Raw genomic sequence first — 14,915 nt, forward strand, 5'->3', positions numbered from 1 at the left:
GCGGGGCGTGCGCGGCTCACACAGAGCGACCCCCTATGACAACTACCCCCAGGGGGGACGCGCCAACAGCTCAGGGACGGCTGAACTACGGGGGGGGGCGCCCCCGCGGGGGGGCCCCCCCTCCACGTTCGTAGGACCTGATTCCCAGGTACTGCCTGATTCGATGCGCAGGTACTGCCTGATACGCACGTACCGCCTACTGCGCGCCGGGGCGCACCAGGCCGCTCTCGTACGCGTACACCGCGGCCTGCACCCGGTCACGCAGCCCCAGTTTGGTGAGGACATGGCCGACGTGCGTCTTGACGGTGGTCTCACTGACGAACAGGTCGGCGGCGATCTCGGCATTGGACAGCCCGCGCGCCACCAGCTTCAGCACCTCGACCTCGCGATCGGTGAGCGTGTGCAGGGTGTCCGGCACCGGCTCGTCGCCGGACGGCAGATGCGTGGCGTACTTGTCGAGCAGCCGGCGGGTGATGCTCGGCGCGAGCAGCGCCTCACCCGCGGCCACCACGCGGATGGCCTGCACCAGCTCGTTGGCCGGGGCGTCCTTCAACAGGAAGCCGCTGGCACCCGCCCGCAGTGCCTCCACCACGTACTCGTCGAGGTCGAAGGTGGTCAGCACCAGCACCTTGGCCGGGCCGTCCCGCCCCGGTCCGGTGATCTGCCGGGTCGCCTCCACACCGTCCATCCGCGGCATACGGATGTCCATCAGGACCACGTCGGGCTGCAGGGCCCGCACCTGGTCCAGAGCCTGGAGGCCGTCTCCGGCCTCGCCGACGACCGCGATGTCCTGCTCGGCCTCCAGAATCATCCGGAAGCCGGTGCGCAGCAGCGGCTGGTCGTCGACCAGTAGGACGCGGATGGCCACGTAAGTCTCCTTCGCTAGTCCGGCCCCATTCTGCCCTGCGGGCCGCCGCCGGACTCGGGCGCCCTCACCGGCAGCGGATAGGGCGGGGGAGTACCGCCGAACTCCGGGCAGTGCGCCTGGTGGTCGCACCAGCCGCACAGCTTGGTCGGACGCGGCCGCCAGTCCCCGGTCTCCGTGGCCTGACGGATCGCCTCCCACAGCGCGTGCAGCTTGCGCTCGACACGCTCCAGGTCGGCGACCACGGGGTCGTACGTCAGGACGTCGCCGCTGCCGAGATAGACGAGCTGCAGCCGGCGAGGGACGACGTTCTTCAGGCGCCACACCACCAGGGCGTAGAACTTCATCTGGAACAGCGCGCCCTCGGCGTACTGGGGCCGGGGCGCCTTGCCCGTCTTGTAGTCGACGATCCGCACCTCACCGGTGGGCGCCACGTCGACCCGGTCGATGATCCCGCGCAGCTTCAGCCCGGACTCCAGCTGGGTCTCGATGAACAGCTCACGCTCCACCGGCTCGAGCCGGGTGGGGTCCTCCAGCGTGAACCAGCGCTCCACCAGCTGCTCCGCCTCGCCGAGCCAGCGCGCCAGCCGCTCGCCCTCCGGATCGTCGGCGAACAGCTCGACGACCTCCGGCCGGGTCTCCCGCAGCCGGTCCCACTGGCCGGGGATGAGCGACGTGGCACGGGGAGCGGTCCGTTCGGCGGCCGGGGCGTCGAAGAGCCGCTCCAGGACCGCGTGCACCAGGGTGCCGCGCGTCGCCGCCTCGCTCGGCTTCTCGGGCAGCCGGTCGATCACCCGGAACCGGTACAACAGGGGGCACTGCATGAAGTCGCCCGCACGGGAGGGGGACAAGGAGGCGGGGGCCATGGCGGTGGGGGCGGTCGCGATCGTGATCCCCTCGTCCGTTGCTGTTGCTGTTGCTGTTGCTGTTGCCGCTGCCCCTGTTCCTGTGCCTGCCGCTGCCGTGTCCGTCGTCGCGGTGACCCCCGCCGTTGACTCTTCCGCCGCTGCCGTGTCGGTGTCCGTGGCCGTTGCCGTCGCGGTAACCGTCGCGGCCGTCGGCTCGGCCGGGACCGGCGGGTCCGCCTGCGCGCTGCCTTGGCCGGCGGCCTCCGCGGCGCCCTCCGTGCTCGTCTCCATGACCACAGACCATACGGCCCGCCACTGACAGTGACCCAGCCGTCGTCGCGTGACCGGCGCGACCACCGGGGAAACACGGGGGTGCCGGGGCGGAATGCGTCGCGACGGCCGCATACCATCGACCCGAGACCCTCCCGTCCGGCAGGTGCGGGAGACGCTTCGAACGAGGGGACACCGTGGACGAGAGCGGCGGGAGCGGGCAGCCGCGGTCCGGCAACGACGAGCCGGCCGAGCACCCCGCAACACCTGCGACCCCGGCCACCGGCCCCGCACGTCCCGGCCGGCCCCGACGGGCCACCGACACCGACGAGGCCCCACCGGCCGACGAACCGACCATGGTCGTACGCCGGTTGGGCGCCCTGCCCGAGACCCCCAGTGACGCCGCCGGCGACGAGGCCACCGGGGGCGAGAGCCCCGGTCGCTCCGGAGCTGAGACCCCCACGGGCGAAGCCTCGCGGGACAAGCCCACCGAAGGCCGGCCCGCCGAAGGCCAGGCCCCCCAGGACCAGCCCTCCAAGGACCAGCCCTCCAAGGACCAGCCCTCCAAGGACCAGCCCTCCAAGGACCAGCCCTCCAAGGACCAGGCCCCCAGGGACCACGAGGCCACAGCCGCCGAGGACGGCACCGAGCCCCACGCCCCTCAGCACGCCGACCATCACCGGACCGAAGCGCACACCGGCAGCCCGGAGCACTCCGACACCGTCGGTGACCGACCCCTCGCCCACACCGGTGCCACCAAGGGTCGCCCTTCCCGGCGCGAACGAGGACCCGGAGGCGGGCTGCTGATGGGGCGGCCGTTCGGCGTACCCGTGTACGTCGCGCCCAGCTGGTTCCTCGTCGCCGCCCTGATCACCTGGGTGTTCGGCGGCCAGCTCGACCGGGTGCTGCCCGAACTCGGCGCCGCCCGCTACCTCGTCTCCCTCTTCTTCGCCATCGCCTTCTACGCCTCCGTACTGGTGCACGAACTCGCCCACACGGTCGCGGCCCTCCGCTTCAATCTCCCGGTCCGCCGAATCCAGCTCCAGTTCTTCGGTGGCGTCTCCGAGATCGAGAAGGAGGCCGAGACTCCCGGCCGCGAGTTCTGGCTGGCCTTCGTCGGCCCGCTGCTCTCCCTCGTCCTCTCCGGCCTCTTCTACCTCGCCCTGCAGCCCGTCGAGCCCGGTACGGTCCCCGGCGTCCTGCTGGCCGGCCTGATGGCCTCCAACCTGATCGTCGCCGTCTTCAACCTCCTGCCCGGCCTGCCCCTCGACGGCGGCAGGATGCTCCGCGCGGTCGTCTGGAAGATCACCGGCAGGCCGATGACCGGCACCATCGCCGCCGCCTGGGTAGGCCGTGCCCTCGCCGTCTCCGTCCTGATCGGCCTGCCGCTGCTCACCCAGTCCGGAGCGCTCGGCTCCAACGCCGAGGACAACGTCGGCATGGACACCGTGATGGACGCCCTGCTCGCCGCCATCCTCGCCGCGATCATCTGGACCGGCGCCGGCAACAGCCTGCGCATGGCCCGGCTGCGTGAGCACCTGCCCGAACTGCGCGCCCGTACCCTCACCCGCCGCGCGGTCCCCGTCGAAACCGGCACCCCCCTCTCGGAAGCCCTGCGCCGTGCCAACGCCGCCGGCGCCCGCGCCCTGGTCGTCGTCGACGCCGACGGTCACCCGCTCTCCCTCGTCCGCGAGGCCGCCATCGTCGGCGTACCGGAACACCGCCGCCCCTGGGTCGCCGTCAGCGGCCTCGCCCAGGACCTCACCGAAGGCATGCGCGTCTCCGCGGAACTGGCCGGCGAGGCACTCCTGGACACCCTGCGCGCCACCCCGGCCACCGAGTACCTCGTCGTCGAGGAGAACGGCGAGATCTACGGTGTCCTGTCGGCGGCCGACGTGGAGCGCGCCTTCGTGAAGGCGATGGCCAGGCCGTCCTAGTGGTCCGAGGCCCCCGCCGGGACCGGTAGGCTGGTCACATGTCCGAACCGACCGGTGCCGCCCGCAGACGCGGGCCCTTCAAGGTCGGGGACCAGGTTCAGCTGACCGACCCCAAGGGCCGCCACTACACGTTCACGCTCGAGGCCGGGAAGAACTTCCACACCCACAAGGGTTCCTTCCCGCACGACGAACTGATCGGCGCTCCCGAGGGCAGCGTTGTCCGTACCACTGGGAACGTCGCCTACCTCGCGCTGCGCCCCCTGCTCCCCGACTACGTCCTGTCCATGCCCCGCGGCGCCGCCGTGGTCTATCCCAAGGACGCGGGGCAGATCCTCGCCTTCGCCGACATCTTCCCCGGCGCACGCGTCGTGGAAGCAGGCGTCGGCTCCGGCTCGCTCAGCAGCTTCCTGCTGCGTGCCATCGGTGACCAGGGCATGCTGCACAGCTACGAGCGCCGCGAAGACTTCGCCGACATCGCCCGGCAGAACGTGGAGCGCTACTTCGGCGGCCCCCACCCCGCCTGGCAACTCACCGTCGGAGACCTCCAGGACAACCTGTCCGACATGGACGTCGACCGCGTCATCCTCGACATGCTGGCTCCCTGGGAGTGCCTGGAGGCCGTCTCCAAGGCCCTCGTGCCCGGCGGCATCCTGTGCTGCTACGTGGCGACCACCACGCAGCTTGCCCGGACCGTCGAGTCCATCCGCGAGATCGGCAGCTTCAACGAGCCGACCTCCTGGGAGTCGATGATCCGCAACTGGCACGTGGAAGGCCTGGCCGTCCGCCCGGACCACCGGATGATCGGCCACACCGGCTTCCTGCTCACCGCCCGCCGCCTCGCCGACGGCGTCGAGCCGCCCATGCGCCGCCGCCGACCCGCCAAGGGCGCCTACGGCGATGACTACACCGGCCCCAACGCCGAGGGCGGCGCCGCCCGCTGAGGCGGCCCGTCCCGCGAGGCGGCCCGTCCCGCGACAACGCACGAATGCCGTGGCCGAGTTCCCACAGACATCGCGGAACTCGGCCACGGCGTACTCGTGTTGACACGGCACCAGAATCCGTACGACCTGGGCCGGCGGAGTTCCGACCCCGCCGTTCCCCCCTCACTGTGACGTGTGGCACCATGCAGCCACCCCCACCGGCACAGCCCAGGAGACGCTCCGAGTGCAGCAATCCGCCGTCCCGGAACTGGCACACACCCACACCCGACCGATCCACTGGGTCGCCACCGCGACGGCGGTCGCAGGCGTGGTGGCCCTGTCCTCGGTCCTGCAGCCCAACCCGGCGACAGCCGCCCAGGCAGCCGGCCCGGAGACCAAGAAAGCCCCGGCCGTCACCGCGCCCCCCGACCCCACGGGCGTCGCCTTCCCGATCGAGTGCGGCCCGGTCAAGGCGCTCGTGATCAAGAAGGCCACCGGAGACCTCGACGGAGACGGCCGACCGGAAACAGCCGCCGTGGTGCACTGCGACGCACCGATGGGCACCCCGCCCGACGGCGTCTACGTCCTCACCCGGTCCGCGGACACCGGCAGGCCCCGAGTGGTGGCCACTCTCGTCGCCCCCAAGGAGCGCCGGAGCGTGACCGACTTCGCCCTGCGGGACGGAACCGTGCTCGCCACGCTCCTCGGCTACTCCACAGCCGACGTACCCAGTTGCTGCCCCGACACGAAGGACAGCGTGAAGTGGCGGTGGAAGAACGGCGCGTTCGCCCGCTCGGCACCCGCCGACTCACACACCGTCTGACCCGCGCCACCGACGCGTTGTGATGAATCAGACAGGCGTCGCAGCGGGTGACGGTCCGGTCACTCCGCGTCCGGACCGTAGACCTCGGTCCTGTCCGAAACCCGACGCACATGGATGCACTCGCCCGGACACTCCTTCGCGGAGTCGGCCACATCCGTGAGAAGCGGCAGCGGTACGGGCGTTGTGGCGCCCTTGTCCTGCAGCAGCTCGTCCTCCGCGCCCCTGACATAGGCCAGCCCGTCGATGTCCAGCTCGAACACCTCCGGCGCGTACTGGACGCAGATGCCGTCGCCGGTACAGAGATCCTGGTCGATCCAGACCTCCAGCGCCTCGATGTCGACCCCGGCCTCCTGCTGCACGCTCATATCTCCTGCCGTTTCTCGTCGAGCCAAACGGGAATCCAGCCAGCTCTGACGGGTGTTGAACACTTTGACCCTACCTCCGGCGGCTTCCCCTCCATGTTCGGTGGGTATTCCCCTGGCGTGAGGGAGAGCGCAAGGGTGAAGATCGGACACACCCCTACCGTCTTTGTGATCTAGGGGTTTCAATCAACACCCACCCAGGTAGGGTCTGGAAGCGTCCAGCTCCCCTTGGAGGAGGTGAGGACCGTGGCAGCCCACGACGACGACATGAACCGCGGCATCCGCCCGGGACGAGGGTCCGAAGACCCCGCCGGGCAGATTGCCTACCTTGAGCAGGAGATCGCCGTCCTGCGACGCAAGCTCGCCGACTCTCCGCGACACACGAGGATTCTCGAAGAGCGGATCGTCGAGCTGCAGACCAATCTGGCCGGCGTGTCCGCCCAGAACGAGAGACTCGCCAACACGCTCCGTGAGGCCCGCGACCAGATCGTGGCCCTCAAGGAGGAGGTCGACCGGCTCGCACAGCCACCGGCCGGCTTCGGTGTCTTCCTCACGGCGAACGAGGACGGCACGGCGGACATCTTCACCGGCGGCCGCAAGCTGCGGGTGAACGTCAGCCCCAGCGTGGAACTCGACGAGCTCCGGCGCGGCCAGGAAGTCATGCTCAATGAAGCTCTCAACGTGGTCGAGGCCATGGAATACGAGAGCGTCGGCGACATCGTCACCCTCAAGGAGATCCTTGAGGACGGCGATCGAGCCCTTGTAGTGGGGCACACCGACGAGGAACGGGTGGTGAGGCTCGCCGAGCCCCTGCTGGACATCACCATCCGCCCCGGCGACGCCCTGCTACTCGAACCCCGCTCCGGCTACGTCTACGAAGTCGTTCCCAAGAGCGAGGTCGAGGAACTCGTCCTCGAAGAGGTCCCCGACATCGGCTACGAGCAGATCGGCGGCCTGGGCGGCCAGATCGAGGCCATCCGCGACGCCGTCGAGCTTCCGTACCTCTACCCGGACCTGTTCAAGGAGCACGAACTGCGCCCCCCCAAGGGCGTCCTCCTGTACGGGCCGCCCGGATGCGGTAAGACGCTCATCGCCAAGGCCGTCGCCAACTCACTGGCCAAGAAGGTCGCCGAGGTCACCGGCCAGGCCTCCGGCAAGAGTTTCTTCCTCAACATCAAGGGCCCCGAGCTCCTGAACAAGTACGTCGGCGAGACCGAGCGGCAGATCCGCCTCGTCTTCCAGCGTGCTCGTGAGAAGGCCAGCGAAGGCACCCCCGTGATCGTCTTCTTCGACGAGATGGAGTCACTCTTCCGCACCCGTGGTTCCGGCGTCAGCTCGGACGTGGAGAACACCATCGTCCCGCAGCTGCTCGCTGAGATCGACGGCGTGGAGGGCCTGCAGAACGTGGTCGTGATCGGCGCCTCCAACCGCGAGGACATGATCGACCCCGCCATCCTGCGACCCGGCCGGCTGGACGTGAAGATCAAGATCGAGCGTCCGGACGCCGAGGCGGCCAAGGACATCTTCGCCAAGTACCTCACCGAGCGCCTCCCTCTGCACTCCGACGACCTCGGGGAGCACGGCGGCAGCAGGGCCACCACCGTCGGAAGCATGATCCAGACGGCCGTCGAACACATGTATGCCGAATCCGAGGAAAACCGCTTCCTGGAAGTCACCTACGCCAACGGCGACAAGGAAGTCCTCTACTTCAAGGACTTCAATTCCGGCGCCATGATCGAGAACATCGTGGGCCGCGCCAAGAAAATGGCGATCAAGGACTTCCTGGAGCACGAGCAGAAGGGCCTTCGCGTCTCCCACCTCCTCCAGGCATGCGTGGACGAGTTCAAGGAGAACGAGGACCTGCCGAACACCACCAACCCCGACGACTGGGCCCGTATCTCCGGCAAGAAGGGCGAACGGATCGTCTACATCCGTACGCTCATCACCGGAAAGCAGGGCGCGGACACCGGACGCTCCATCGACACGGTGGCAAACACCGGGCAGTACCTGTAAAAAGCAGGGCGGCTGCGGGTGCCCTCACCGGGTATCCGCAGCCGACTGTTTTCCAGGCCACGGCTCAAGCAAGGCAATGACGCAAATGATCTCCCCACCAGCGCAGAGGCGTTCTAGGCTCTTCGGTACCGCCGAATCGCGCAGTGCGGGGACGGGCACCGCACACGCACCGGAGCGCCAGCGGTACTTGAGCGGCGCCCCCGACCGAGGGCGCCGCCGGGCAAGGAGGGCCGCATGACCGTACGGCGAGTAATGGGCATCGAGACGGAGTACGGGATCTCCGTCCCCGGTCACCCCAACGCCAATGCCATGCTCACCTCGTCCCAGATCGTCAACGCCTACGCGGCGGCGATGCACCGGGCCCGCCGGGCCCGCTGGGACTTCGAGGAGGAGAACCCGCTGCGGGACGCGCGAGGCTTCGACCTCGCCCGAGAGGGCGCCGACTCCAGCCAGCTCACCGACGAGGACATCGGCCTCGCCAACGTGATCCTCACCAACGGCGCGCGACTCTACGTCGACCACGCACACCCCGAATACAGCGCTCCCGAGGTCACCAACCCGCGCGACGCCGTCCTCTGGGACAAAGCCGGCGAACGCATCATGGCCGAAGCAGCGGAACGGGCCGCCCAGCTTCCCGGCGCCCAGCCGATCCACCTGTACAAGAACAACACCGACAACAAGGGCGCGTCCTACGGAACGCACGAGAACTACCTGATGAAGCGGGAAACCCCCTTCTCGGACATCGTGCGCCACCTCACGCCGTTCTTCGTCTCCCGTCAGGTCTTCGCCGGAGCGGGCCGCGTCGGCATCGGTCAGGACGGACACGAGCACGGCTTCCAGCTCAGTCAGCGCGCGGACTACTTCGAGGTGGAGGTCGGCCTCGAGACCACGCTCAAGCGCCCGATCATCAACACCCGCGACGAGCCGCACGCCGACGCCGAGAAGTACCGCCGCCTCCACGTGATCATCGGCGACGCGAACCTCTCGGAGATCTCCACCTACCTGAAGCTGGGCACGACAGCGCTCGTCCTGTCCATGATCGAAGACGGCTTCATCGCCGTCGACCTCGCCGTGGACCAGCCCGTCCGCACACTCCATCAGGTCTCCCACGACCCGACACTCAAGCGCCTGGTCACTCTCCGGAGCGGCCGCACACTCACCGCGGTCCAACTGCAGATGGAGTACTTCGAACTGTCACGCAAGTACGTCGAGGAGCGGTACGGCGCCGACGCCGACGACCAGACCAAGGACGTCCTGGCACGCTGGGAGGACACCCTCAACCGCCTCGAGCACGACCCGATGAGCCTGGCCGGAGAGCTGGACTGGGTCGCCAAGCGGGAACTCATGGAGGGCTACCGGCGCCGCGACAACCTCGACTGGGACGCGCCGCGGCTGCACCTGGTCGACCTCCAGTACGCCGACGTACGCCCCGAGAAGGGCCTCTACAACCGGCTGGCGGCCCGCGGGCGCATCAAGCGGCTGCTGGACGAGAGCGAGGTCGAGCGGGCCCGTACGAAGCCGCCGGAGGACACCCGCGCGTACTTCCGCGGACGCTGCCTGGAGCAGTACGCGGACGACGTCGCGGCGGCCTCCTGGGACTCCGTGATCTTCGACCTGCCGGGACGGGACTCGCTCCAGCGCGTCCCAACCCTGGAACCGCTTCGCGGAACGCGTAATCACGTCAAGGAGCTCCTGGACCGCTGTCGTACGGCGGAAGACCTGGTCAGGGTGCTGTCGGGCAACTGACGGGGCCCTCGGGGCCCACGTGGCCCACAGGGTGGAAAGGTCGACGTACGGGAATCATCGAAGTGGTCCCCGTACGTTGAGGCAACAGAGGGGCCGATGTCGGACCCTGCTTGTAGGGTCTGATCAAGAACGTCGAACCGAGCGGGGTGAGGGTTATGGCGACCAAGGACACCGGCGGCGGACAGCAGAAGGCGACGCGCAATACCGAGGAGGTCGAGGAGCAGACTGCGGAAACGCAGGGTTCCGAGGACCTCAAGGAGCGCCAGGAGAAGCTGAGCGACGACGTGGACTCCGTCCTCGATGAAATCGATGATGTACTCGAGGAGAACGCCGAGGATTTCGTGAGGTCCTTCGTTCAGAAGGGTGGAGAGTGATTTCACCTTCTAATCGAAGGTGAAACTCGGGGGTCTGGGTGGTCGATTCATCGGAGGCGAGACGCTGCTCGCGGTGCAAGGAGTACGTGCCGCGAACGGCTTTCGCCAGCAACAAGTCGATGCCCGATGGACTCCAGGCGTACTGCCGGGAGTGCTCTGCGGAGTACTACCGGCAGCGCCAGGAGGCCAACGGCAAGTCGGTGCGTGTCAAGGTGCCGGTTCCGGCGGGGTGTAAGCGCTGCTCTCAATGTGAAGAGGTGAAGCCTCACTCGCAGTGGGAACGCAACAATTCGTCCTCGGATGGCTGGGCGAGCTATTGCCGGGAGTGCCGCGCCGAGCGGAATCGGGTGAGCTACTTTCGGCGGAAGTACGGCCTCACTCCAGCAGAGTTGGACGCGATGATCGCGGAGCAGCAAGGAATCTGCCGCATATGCCTTGCCGCCCCTGCCGAGCATGTGGATCACTGCCACGACACGGGTAGGGTCCGAGGCGTACTGTGCTTCAGCTGCAACGCCGCACTGGGGCAGTTCAAGGATCGGCCCGATGCCATAAGGCGGGCTGCTGCTTACGTGGAAGGAATCGCGTGGAAGCCAACACTCGTAGCACCGGGCGTCTACCAGCTGCCTTCCTGACGCCTGGGTCCTCGTCCTTCATGGACTTCCTGTCCGAGCACCAGCCGGAGATGCTGCCCGGCAAGCGGCAGCTGCCGCCCGTCCAGGGTGTGATCGAGGCGCCGCACGGGACGACGATCGTGGCTGTCACCTTCCCCGGTGGCGTCGTGCTGGCCGGTGACCGACGGGCCACGATGGGCAACGTCATCGCGCAGCGTGACATCGAGAAGGTGTTCCCGGCCGACGAGTACTCGGCCGTCGGTATCGCCGGCACCGCCGGTCTCGCGGTAGAGATGGTCAAGCTGTTCCAGCTGGAGCTGGAGCACTTCGAGAAGGTCGAGGGGGCGCAGCTCTCCTTGGAGGGCAAGGCGAACCGGCTGTCGACCATGATCCGTTCCAACCTGGGCATGGCCATGCAGGGTCTGGCCGTGGTTCCGCTCTTCGCCGGGTTCGACGTGGACCGGGGAAGGGGTCGCATTTTCTCCTACGACGTCACCGGTGGCCGTTCCGAGGAGCATCACTTCGCCGCGACCGGCTCGGGTTCGGTGTTCGCGCGTGGTGCGATGAAGAAGCTCTTCCGCGGCGATCTGAGTGAGGCCGATGCCACGACGCTGGTGGTGCAGGCCCTGTATGACGCGGCAGACGACGACTCGGCGACCGGTGGTCCCGATGTCGCCCGCCGGATCTATCCGATCGTCACCGTGATCACCGAGGACGGCTTCCGTCGGCTGACCGAGGCCGAGTCTTCGGAGATCGCCCGCTCGATTCTGGAGCGGCGTCTGGAGCAGCCTGATGGCCCGCGTGCCGCGCTGCTGTAGTCGGCGCTCGGTTTCTTGTCCAGGTGATCCAGTGACTTCGACAGAAAGGGACGGATAGCCGGTGTCGACGCCGTTCTATGTCTCACCCCAGCAGGCCATGGCCGACCGGGCGGAGTACGCCCGGAAGGGCATCGCCCGTGGCCGCAGCCTGGTCGTGCTGCAGTATGCCGACGGCATCGTGTTCGTCGGCGAGAACCCGTCCCGTGCGCTGCACAAGTTCAGCGAGATCTATGACCGGATCGGTTTCGCCGCCGCCGGCAAGTACAACGAGTACGAGAATCTGCGGATCGGCGGGGTGCGTTATGCCGATCTGCGGGGTTACACCTATGACCGGGACGACGTGACCGCTCGCGGTCTCGCCAACGTGTACGCCCAGACGCTGGGCACGATCTTCTCCAGCGCGGCCGAGAAGCCGTACGAGGTGGAGCTGGTTGTCGCGGAGGTGGGGGAGACGCCCGAGGGTGACCAGATCTATCGGCTTCCGCACGATGGTTCGATCGTGGACGAGCACGGTTCGGTCGCGGTCGGCGGTAACGCCGAGACGATCAGCAGCTATCTGGACCAGCGTCATCAGGACGGCATGAGCCTTTCTGAGGCCCTTGCGCTGGCTGTCCAGGCTCTGTCTCGCGACACCAACGGCAGCGAGCGGGAGATTCCCGCTGAGCGTCTGGAGGTCGCGGTGCTGGATCGTACGCGTCCGCAGCAGCGCAAGTTCAAGCGCATCGTCGGTCGTCAGCTCGGCCGGTTGCTGGAGGTCGGTGGGGCGAGCACCGAGGCGGAGAGCTCCGACGAGGACGAGTAGGACGAGCGGGTCAAGCGGGACGAGTAATCAGGACGAGTGAGCGGAGAGTTCCGGCGGCGTGTGATCCGGTCGCTTGCTCTTCCCCTTGTGCCCCGGCCGATGACTCGGTCGGGGCACAAGGGTGTTCAGGAGGCCTTCGGTGGTGCCGTGGAGCCCCGTACGACCAGCTCGACGGGAATGTCTCCCGCGTCGGGTGTGCGGCCCTCCAGGACGGCCAGCAGGGCTCGCATGCCGTGTTCGCCGAAGAGTTCGGCGTCCAGGTGGACGGTCGTCAGTTCCGGGTCGATGGCGGTGGCCAGTGCGAGGTCGTCGAGGCCGGTGACCGAGACGTCGTCGGGGATGCGCAGGCCGAGGCGGCGCAGGGCTTTGTAGGCGCCGGCGGCGAGTTTGTCGTCGTCGCAGACGAGGGCGGTCGGTGGCGGGCCCGGTGCGGAGAGCGCGGTCTCGGCGGCGGCCACGGCGCCCTCGATGGAGAGCGGCGTGTGGGTGGTGTGGAGCGTCGTGCCGGGGACCTCGCCGATCCGGGCGGCCAGCTCGCGTGCGCGCACCTCGAAGGTCCAGGACGGCACGTTTGCCGCGAGGTGCAGGAAGCGGCGGTGTCCCAGGCTGAGCAGGTGTTCGGTGATCTGTCGTACGCCGTCGGCGATGTCGAGGTTGACGGTGGCCGCGCCGAGGCTTCCGGTCGGGTCGCTGTCCAGCATCACCAGGGGCAACTGGTCGCCGCGGATGGGGGTGAGGGCGTCGGCGGCCATGGAGGAGGCGATGACGCCGTCCAGGGCGGCTTGTGCGGAGGCGAAGGGGTCCCGGGCCGGGCCGATGCCTTCGGGGGAGGGGTACAGGACCACGCCGAAGCCGTGTTCGGCGGCGACCCGGGCCGCGCCGGTGTAGACGCCTGCGAAGAACTCGGTGGTCAGGGCGGGGACGACGAGGAGGACGGTGCGGGTGCGGCCCAGGCGTAGGTTGCGGGCCGCCAGGTTGGGGCGGTAGCCCAGCTCGCGGGCCGCTTCCCGGACGCGGTCGGCGGTGGTTTCCGACACCCGGCCGCGCCATTTGTCGCCGAGGACCAGAGAGACCGCGGCCTGGGAGACGCCGGCGGCGTGGGCGACGTCGCGGCTGGTGGGACGGGTGCTGCCTCGGGCCACCGGCTGCCTGCGCTTTCGTCTGGACGACTGAACAGCGCACATGGTACGTATGGCAGGGCGAGTTATACGTAAAACCTCATGCGTCACCGACGCACCGGGCGAGCGAAGGGCGGGGACATGGCCGCGGGGTACCTGGAGATCCTCAGGGCGAGGCATGCCGTCCGGCTGTTGACGGGCACGCTGGTCGGGCGGTTGCCGAACGCCACCGCCGCGATCGCGATCATGCTGTTCGTGCGCGCGGAGGGCGGTTCGTACACCCTGGCCGGCGGACTGGTGGCCCTGTACGGCGTGGCCAATGCCGTGGGGCAGCCGGTGCTGGGGCGGCTGGTGGACCTGTACGGCCAGCCGCGTGTCCAGCTCCCGGCGGGAATCCTGTCGGGCCTCGCGATGGCCGTCTTCGCGTTCACAGGTGTGGAGCCGCTGCCGCTCGCCTACGCCGCGGTGGCCGCCGCCGGGCTCTTCACGCCGCCTCTGGAGGGCGGCCTGCGGGCGCTGTGGCCCTCCGTCCTCGGCAAGGAGGACAAGGTGCACACGGCGTACGCCCTGGACGCCATAGCGCAGGAAGTGATGTTCACCGTCGGGCCGCTGCTCGTCACGCTGTGCGTGTCGTTGTGGTCGGAAAGGGCGGCGCTGATCGTCCTGAACGTCATCGGGCTGCTCGGCGCGCTTTCCGTGGTCGTGTCGCCGCCCTCGCGCGCGTGGCGCTCGGCGCCGCGTGCGGCGCACTGGCTCGGCGCGCTGCGCTCGCCCGGGCTCCTCGCGCTGCTCGCCGCGTTCCTGTTCGTCGGCATCGCGCTCGGCTCCATCACGGTGGCGTCCGTGTCGTACGCGGACGGCCACGGGGGCGACGTGGTGTACGGCTGGCTGATGGCGGGCATCGGGCTGGGCGCGCTGGTCGGCGGCGTCTTCTACGGGGCGCGGCAGTGGACCGGTGACCCGGCCCGTCGACTGCAGGTCCTGGTGGCGCTTCTGGCGGTGTGTTACCTGCCGCTGACGCTGATGCCGGGCGCGGTGGCCATGACGTCGCTGACGGTCCTCGCGGGCGTGTTCCTGGCGCCTGCCATCGCTTGCGCGTTCGTTCTGGTGGACCGGCACGCGCCGCGGGGGACGGTCACCGAGGCGTTCTCCTGGCTGGTGACGACGTTCACGGTCGGTGCGTCCGTCGGAACGGGGCTCGCGGGGCCGGTCGTCGAGGCGGGCGGGGCCTTGTGGGGCTTCGCCGTGCCGGCCGCCGCGGGGGGTGTGTCGCTGGTGGTCCTACTGGCCACGGGGCGGGTCCTCGCAGCTGCCGTGGGGAGTGCGGTGGTTGCGTCTTCATGGGAAAATGATCCAAACCGTGCTGTCGAACCCCGTTTCAGCTCGGGGGATCGGGCGTAATGTTCAC

General features: G+C 68.9%; 14 protein-coding genes. 10 read left to right on the top strand and 4 right to left on the bottom strand.

Features of this window, described 5'->3' with window-relative positions; genetic code table 11:
* Positions 1-196 precede the first annotated feature (196 nt).
* Together M2271_RS35165 and M2271_RS35170 are read right to left on the bottom strand one after the other, a co-directional pair.
* Complete coding sequence (locus tag M2271_RS35165) at positions 197-868, bottom strand: response regulator transcription factor (RefSeq protein ID WP_037670515.1); 672 nt, start codon at positions 866-868, stop codon at positions 197-199.
* Positions 869-882: 14 nt separating this feature from the next.
* On the bottom strand, positions 883-2,004 hold the full coding sequence (locus tag M2271_RS35170; RefSeq protein ID WP_280891498.1) for a RecB family exonuclease: 1,122 nt from the start codon (positions 2,002-2,004) through the stop codon (positions 883-885).
* A gap of 176 nt (positions 2,005-2,180) precedes the next feature.
* Between M2271_RS35170 and M2271_RS35175 the strand changes: the two genes are divergently transcribed.
* The 3 genes from M2271_RS35175 (at position 2,181) to M2271_RS35185 (ending at position 5,663) form a co-directional block, all read left to right on the top strand.
* Positions 2,181-3,920 (top strand): site-2 protease family protein, encoded by a 1,740-nt coding sequence (locus tag M2271_RS35175; RefSeq protein WP_280891499.1) that lies wholly within the window; start codon positions 2,181-2,183, stop codon positions 3,918-3,920.
* A 38-nt stretch (positions 3,921-3,958) separates the two neighbouring features.
* Complete coding sequence (locus tag M2271_RS35180; RefSeq protein ID WP_280891500.1) at positions 3,959-4,861, top strand: tRNA (adenine-N1)-methyltransferase; 903 nt, start codon at positions 3,959-3,961, stop codon at positions 4,859-4,861.
* 223 nt (positions 4,862-5,084) lie between these two features.
* Positions 5,085-5,663: a hypothetical protein gene (locus tag M2271_RS35185; RefSeq protein WP_280891501.1), complete on the top strand. Its 579-nt coding sequence runs from the start codon at positions 5,085-5,087 to the stop codon at positions 5,661-5,663.
* Positions 5,664-5,722: 59 nt separating this feature from the next.
* On the opposite strand, the gene M2271_RS35190 is transcribed toward M2271_RS35185, so the two are convergent.
* Entirely contained in the window at positions 5,723-6,028 is a 306-nt protein-coding gene (locus M2271_RS35190) for a ferredoxin (protein ID WP_280891502.1), read from the bottom strand.
* Between the two features lie 243 nt (positions 6,029-6,271).
* Between M2271_RS35190 and arc the strand changes: the two genes are divergently transcribed.
* The 6 genes from arc to prcA all read left to right on the top strand — a co-directional run bounded on the left by arc (position 6,272) and on the right by prcA (position 12,389).
* Positions 6,272-8,038: a proteasome ATPase gene (gene arc, locus M2271_RS35195; protein WP_280891503.1), complete on the top strand. Its 1,767-nt coding sequence runs from the start codon at positions 6,272-6,274 to the stop codon at positions 8,036-8,038.
* 234 nt (positions 8,039-8,272) lie between these two features.
* Complete coding sequence (dop, locus tag M2271_RS35200) at positions 8,273-9,784, top strand: depupylase/deamidase Dop (protein ID WP_348539221.1); 1,512 nt, start codon at positions 8,273-8,275, stop codon at positions 9,782-9,784.
* 155 nt (positions 9,785-9,939) lie between these two features.
* Positions 9,940-10,158, top strand: coding sequence for a ubiquitin-like protein Pup (locus M2271_RS35205; RefSeq protein WP_007380863.1), 219 nt, complete (start codon positions 9,940-9,942; stop codon positions 10,156-10,158).
* Positions 10,159-10,277: 119 nt separating this feature from the next.
* The gene (locus tag M2271_RS35210) at positions 10,278-10,790 is read left to right on the top strand and encodes an endonuclease VII domain-containing protein (RefSeq protein ID WP_280891579.1); all 513 of its coding nucleotides are present in this window, start codon (positions 10,278-10,280) and stop codon (positions 10,788-10,790) included.
* Positions 10,742-11,587 carry a proteasome subunit beta gene (gene prcB, locus M2271_RS35215; RefSeq protein ID WP_280891504.1) on the top strand — a complete coding sequence of 282 codons (846 nt, stop codon included), beginning with the start codon at positions 10,742-10,744 and terminating at the stop codon, positions 11,585-11,587. The genes M2271_RS35210 and prcB overlap by 49 nt, the downstream gene beginning before the upstream one ends.
* Positions 11,588-11,648: 61 nt before the next feature.
* The gene (prcA, locus tag M2271_RS35220; protein WP_280891505.1) at positions 11,649-12,389 is read left to right on the top strand and encodes a proteasome subunit alpha; all 741 of its coding nucleotides are present in this window, start codon (positions 11,649-11,651) and stop codon (positions 12,387-12,389) included.
* A 125-nt stretch (positions 12,390-12,514) separates the two neighbouring features.
* Here the strand turns inward: prcA and M2271_RS35225 are convergent, their stop codons facing one another.
* Positions 12,515-13,531 carry a LacI family DNA-binding transcriptional regulator gene (locus M2271_RS35225; protein ID WP_280891506.1) on the bottom strand — a complete coding sequence of 339 codons (1,017 nt, stop codon included), beginning with the start codon at positions 13,529-13,531 and terminating at the stop codon, positions 12,515-12,517.
* Positions 13,532-13,648: 117 nt separating this feature from the next.
* On the opposite strand from M2271_RS35225, the gene M2271_RS35230 reads away from it, so the two are divergent.
* The gene (locus M2271_RS35230; protein WP_280891580.1) at positions 13,649-14,908 is read left to right on the top strand and encodes an MFS transporter; all 1,260 of its coding nucleotides are present in this window, start codon (positions 13,649-13,651) and stop codon (positions 14,906-14,908) included.
* Positions 14,909-14,915 lie beyond the last annotated feature (7 nt).

Source organism: Streptomyces sp. LBL (genome assembly GCF_029893585.1).
Lineage (GTDB): Bacteria > Actinomycetota > Actinomycetes > Streptomycetales > Streptomycetaceae > Streptomyces.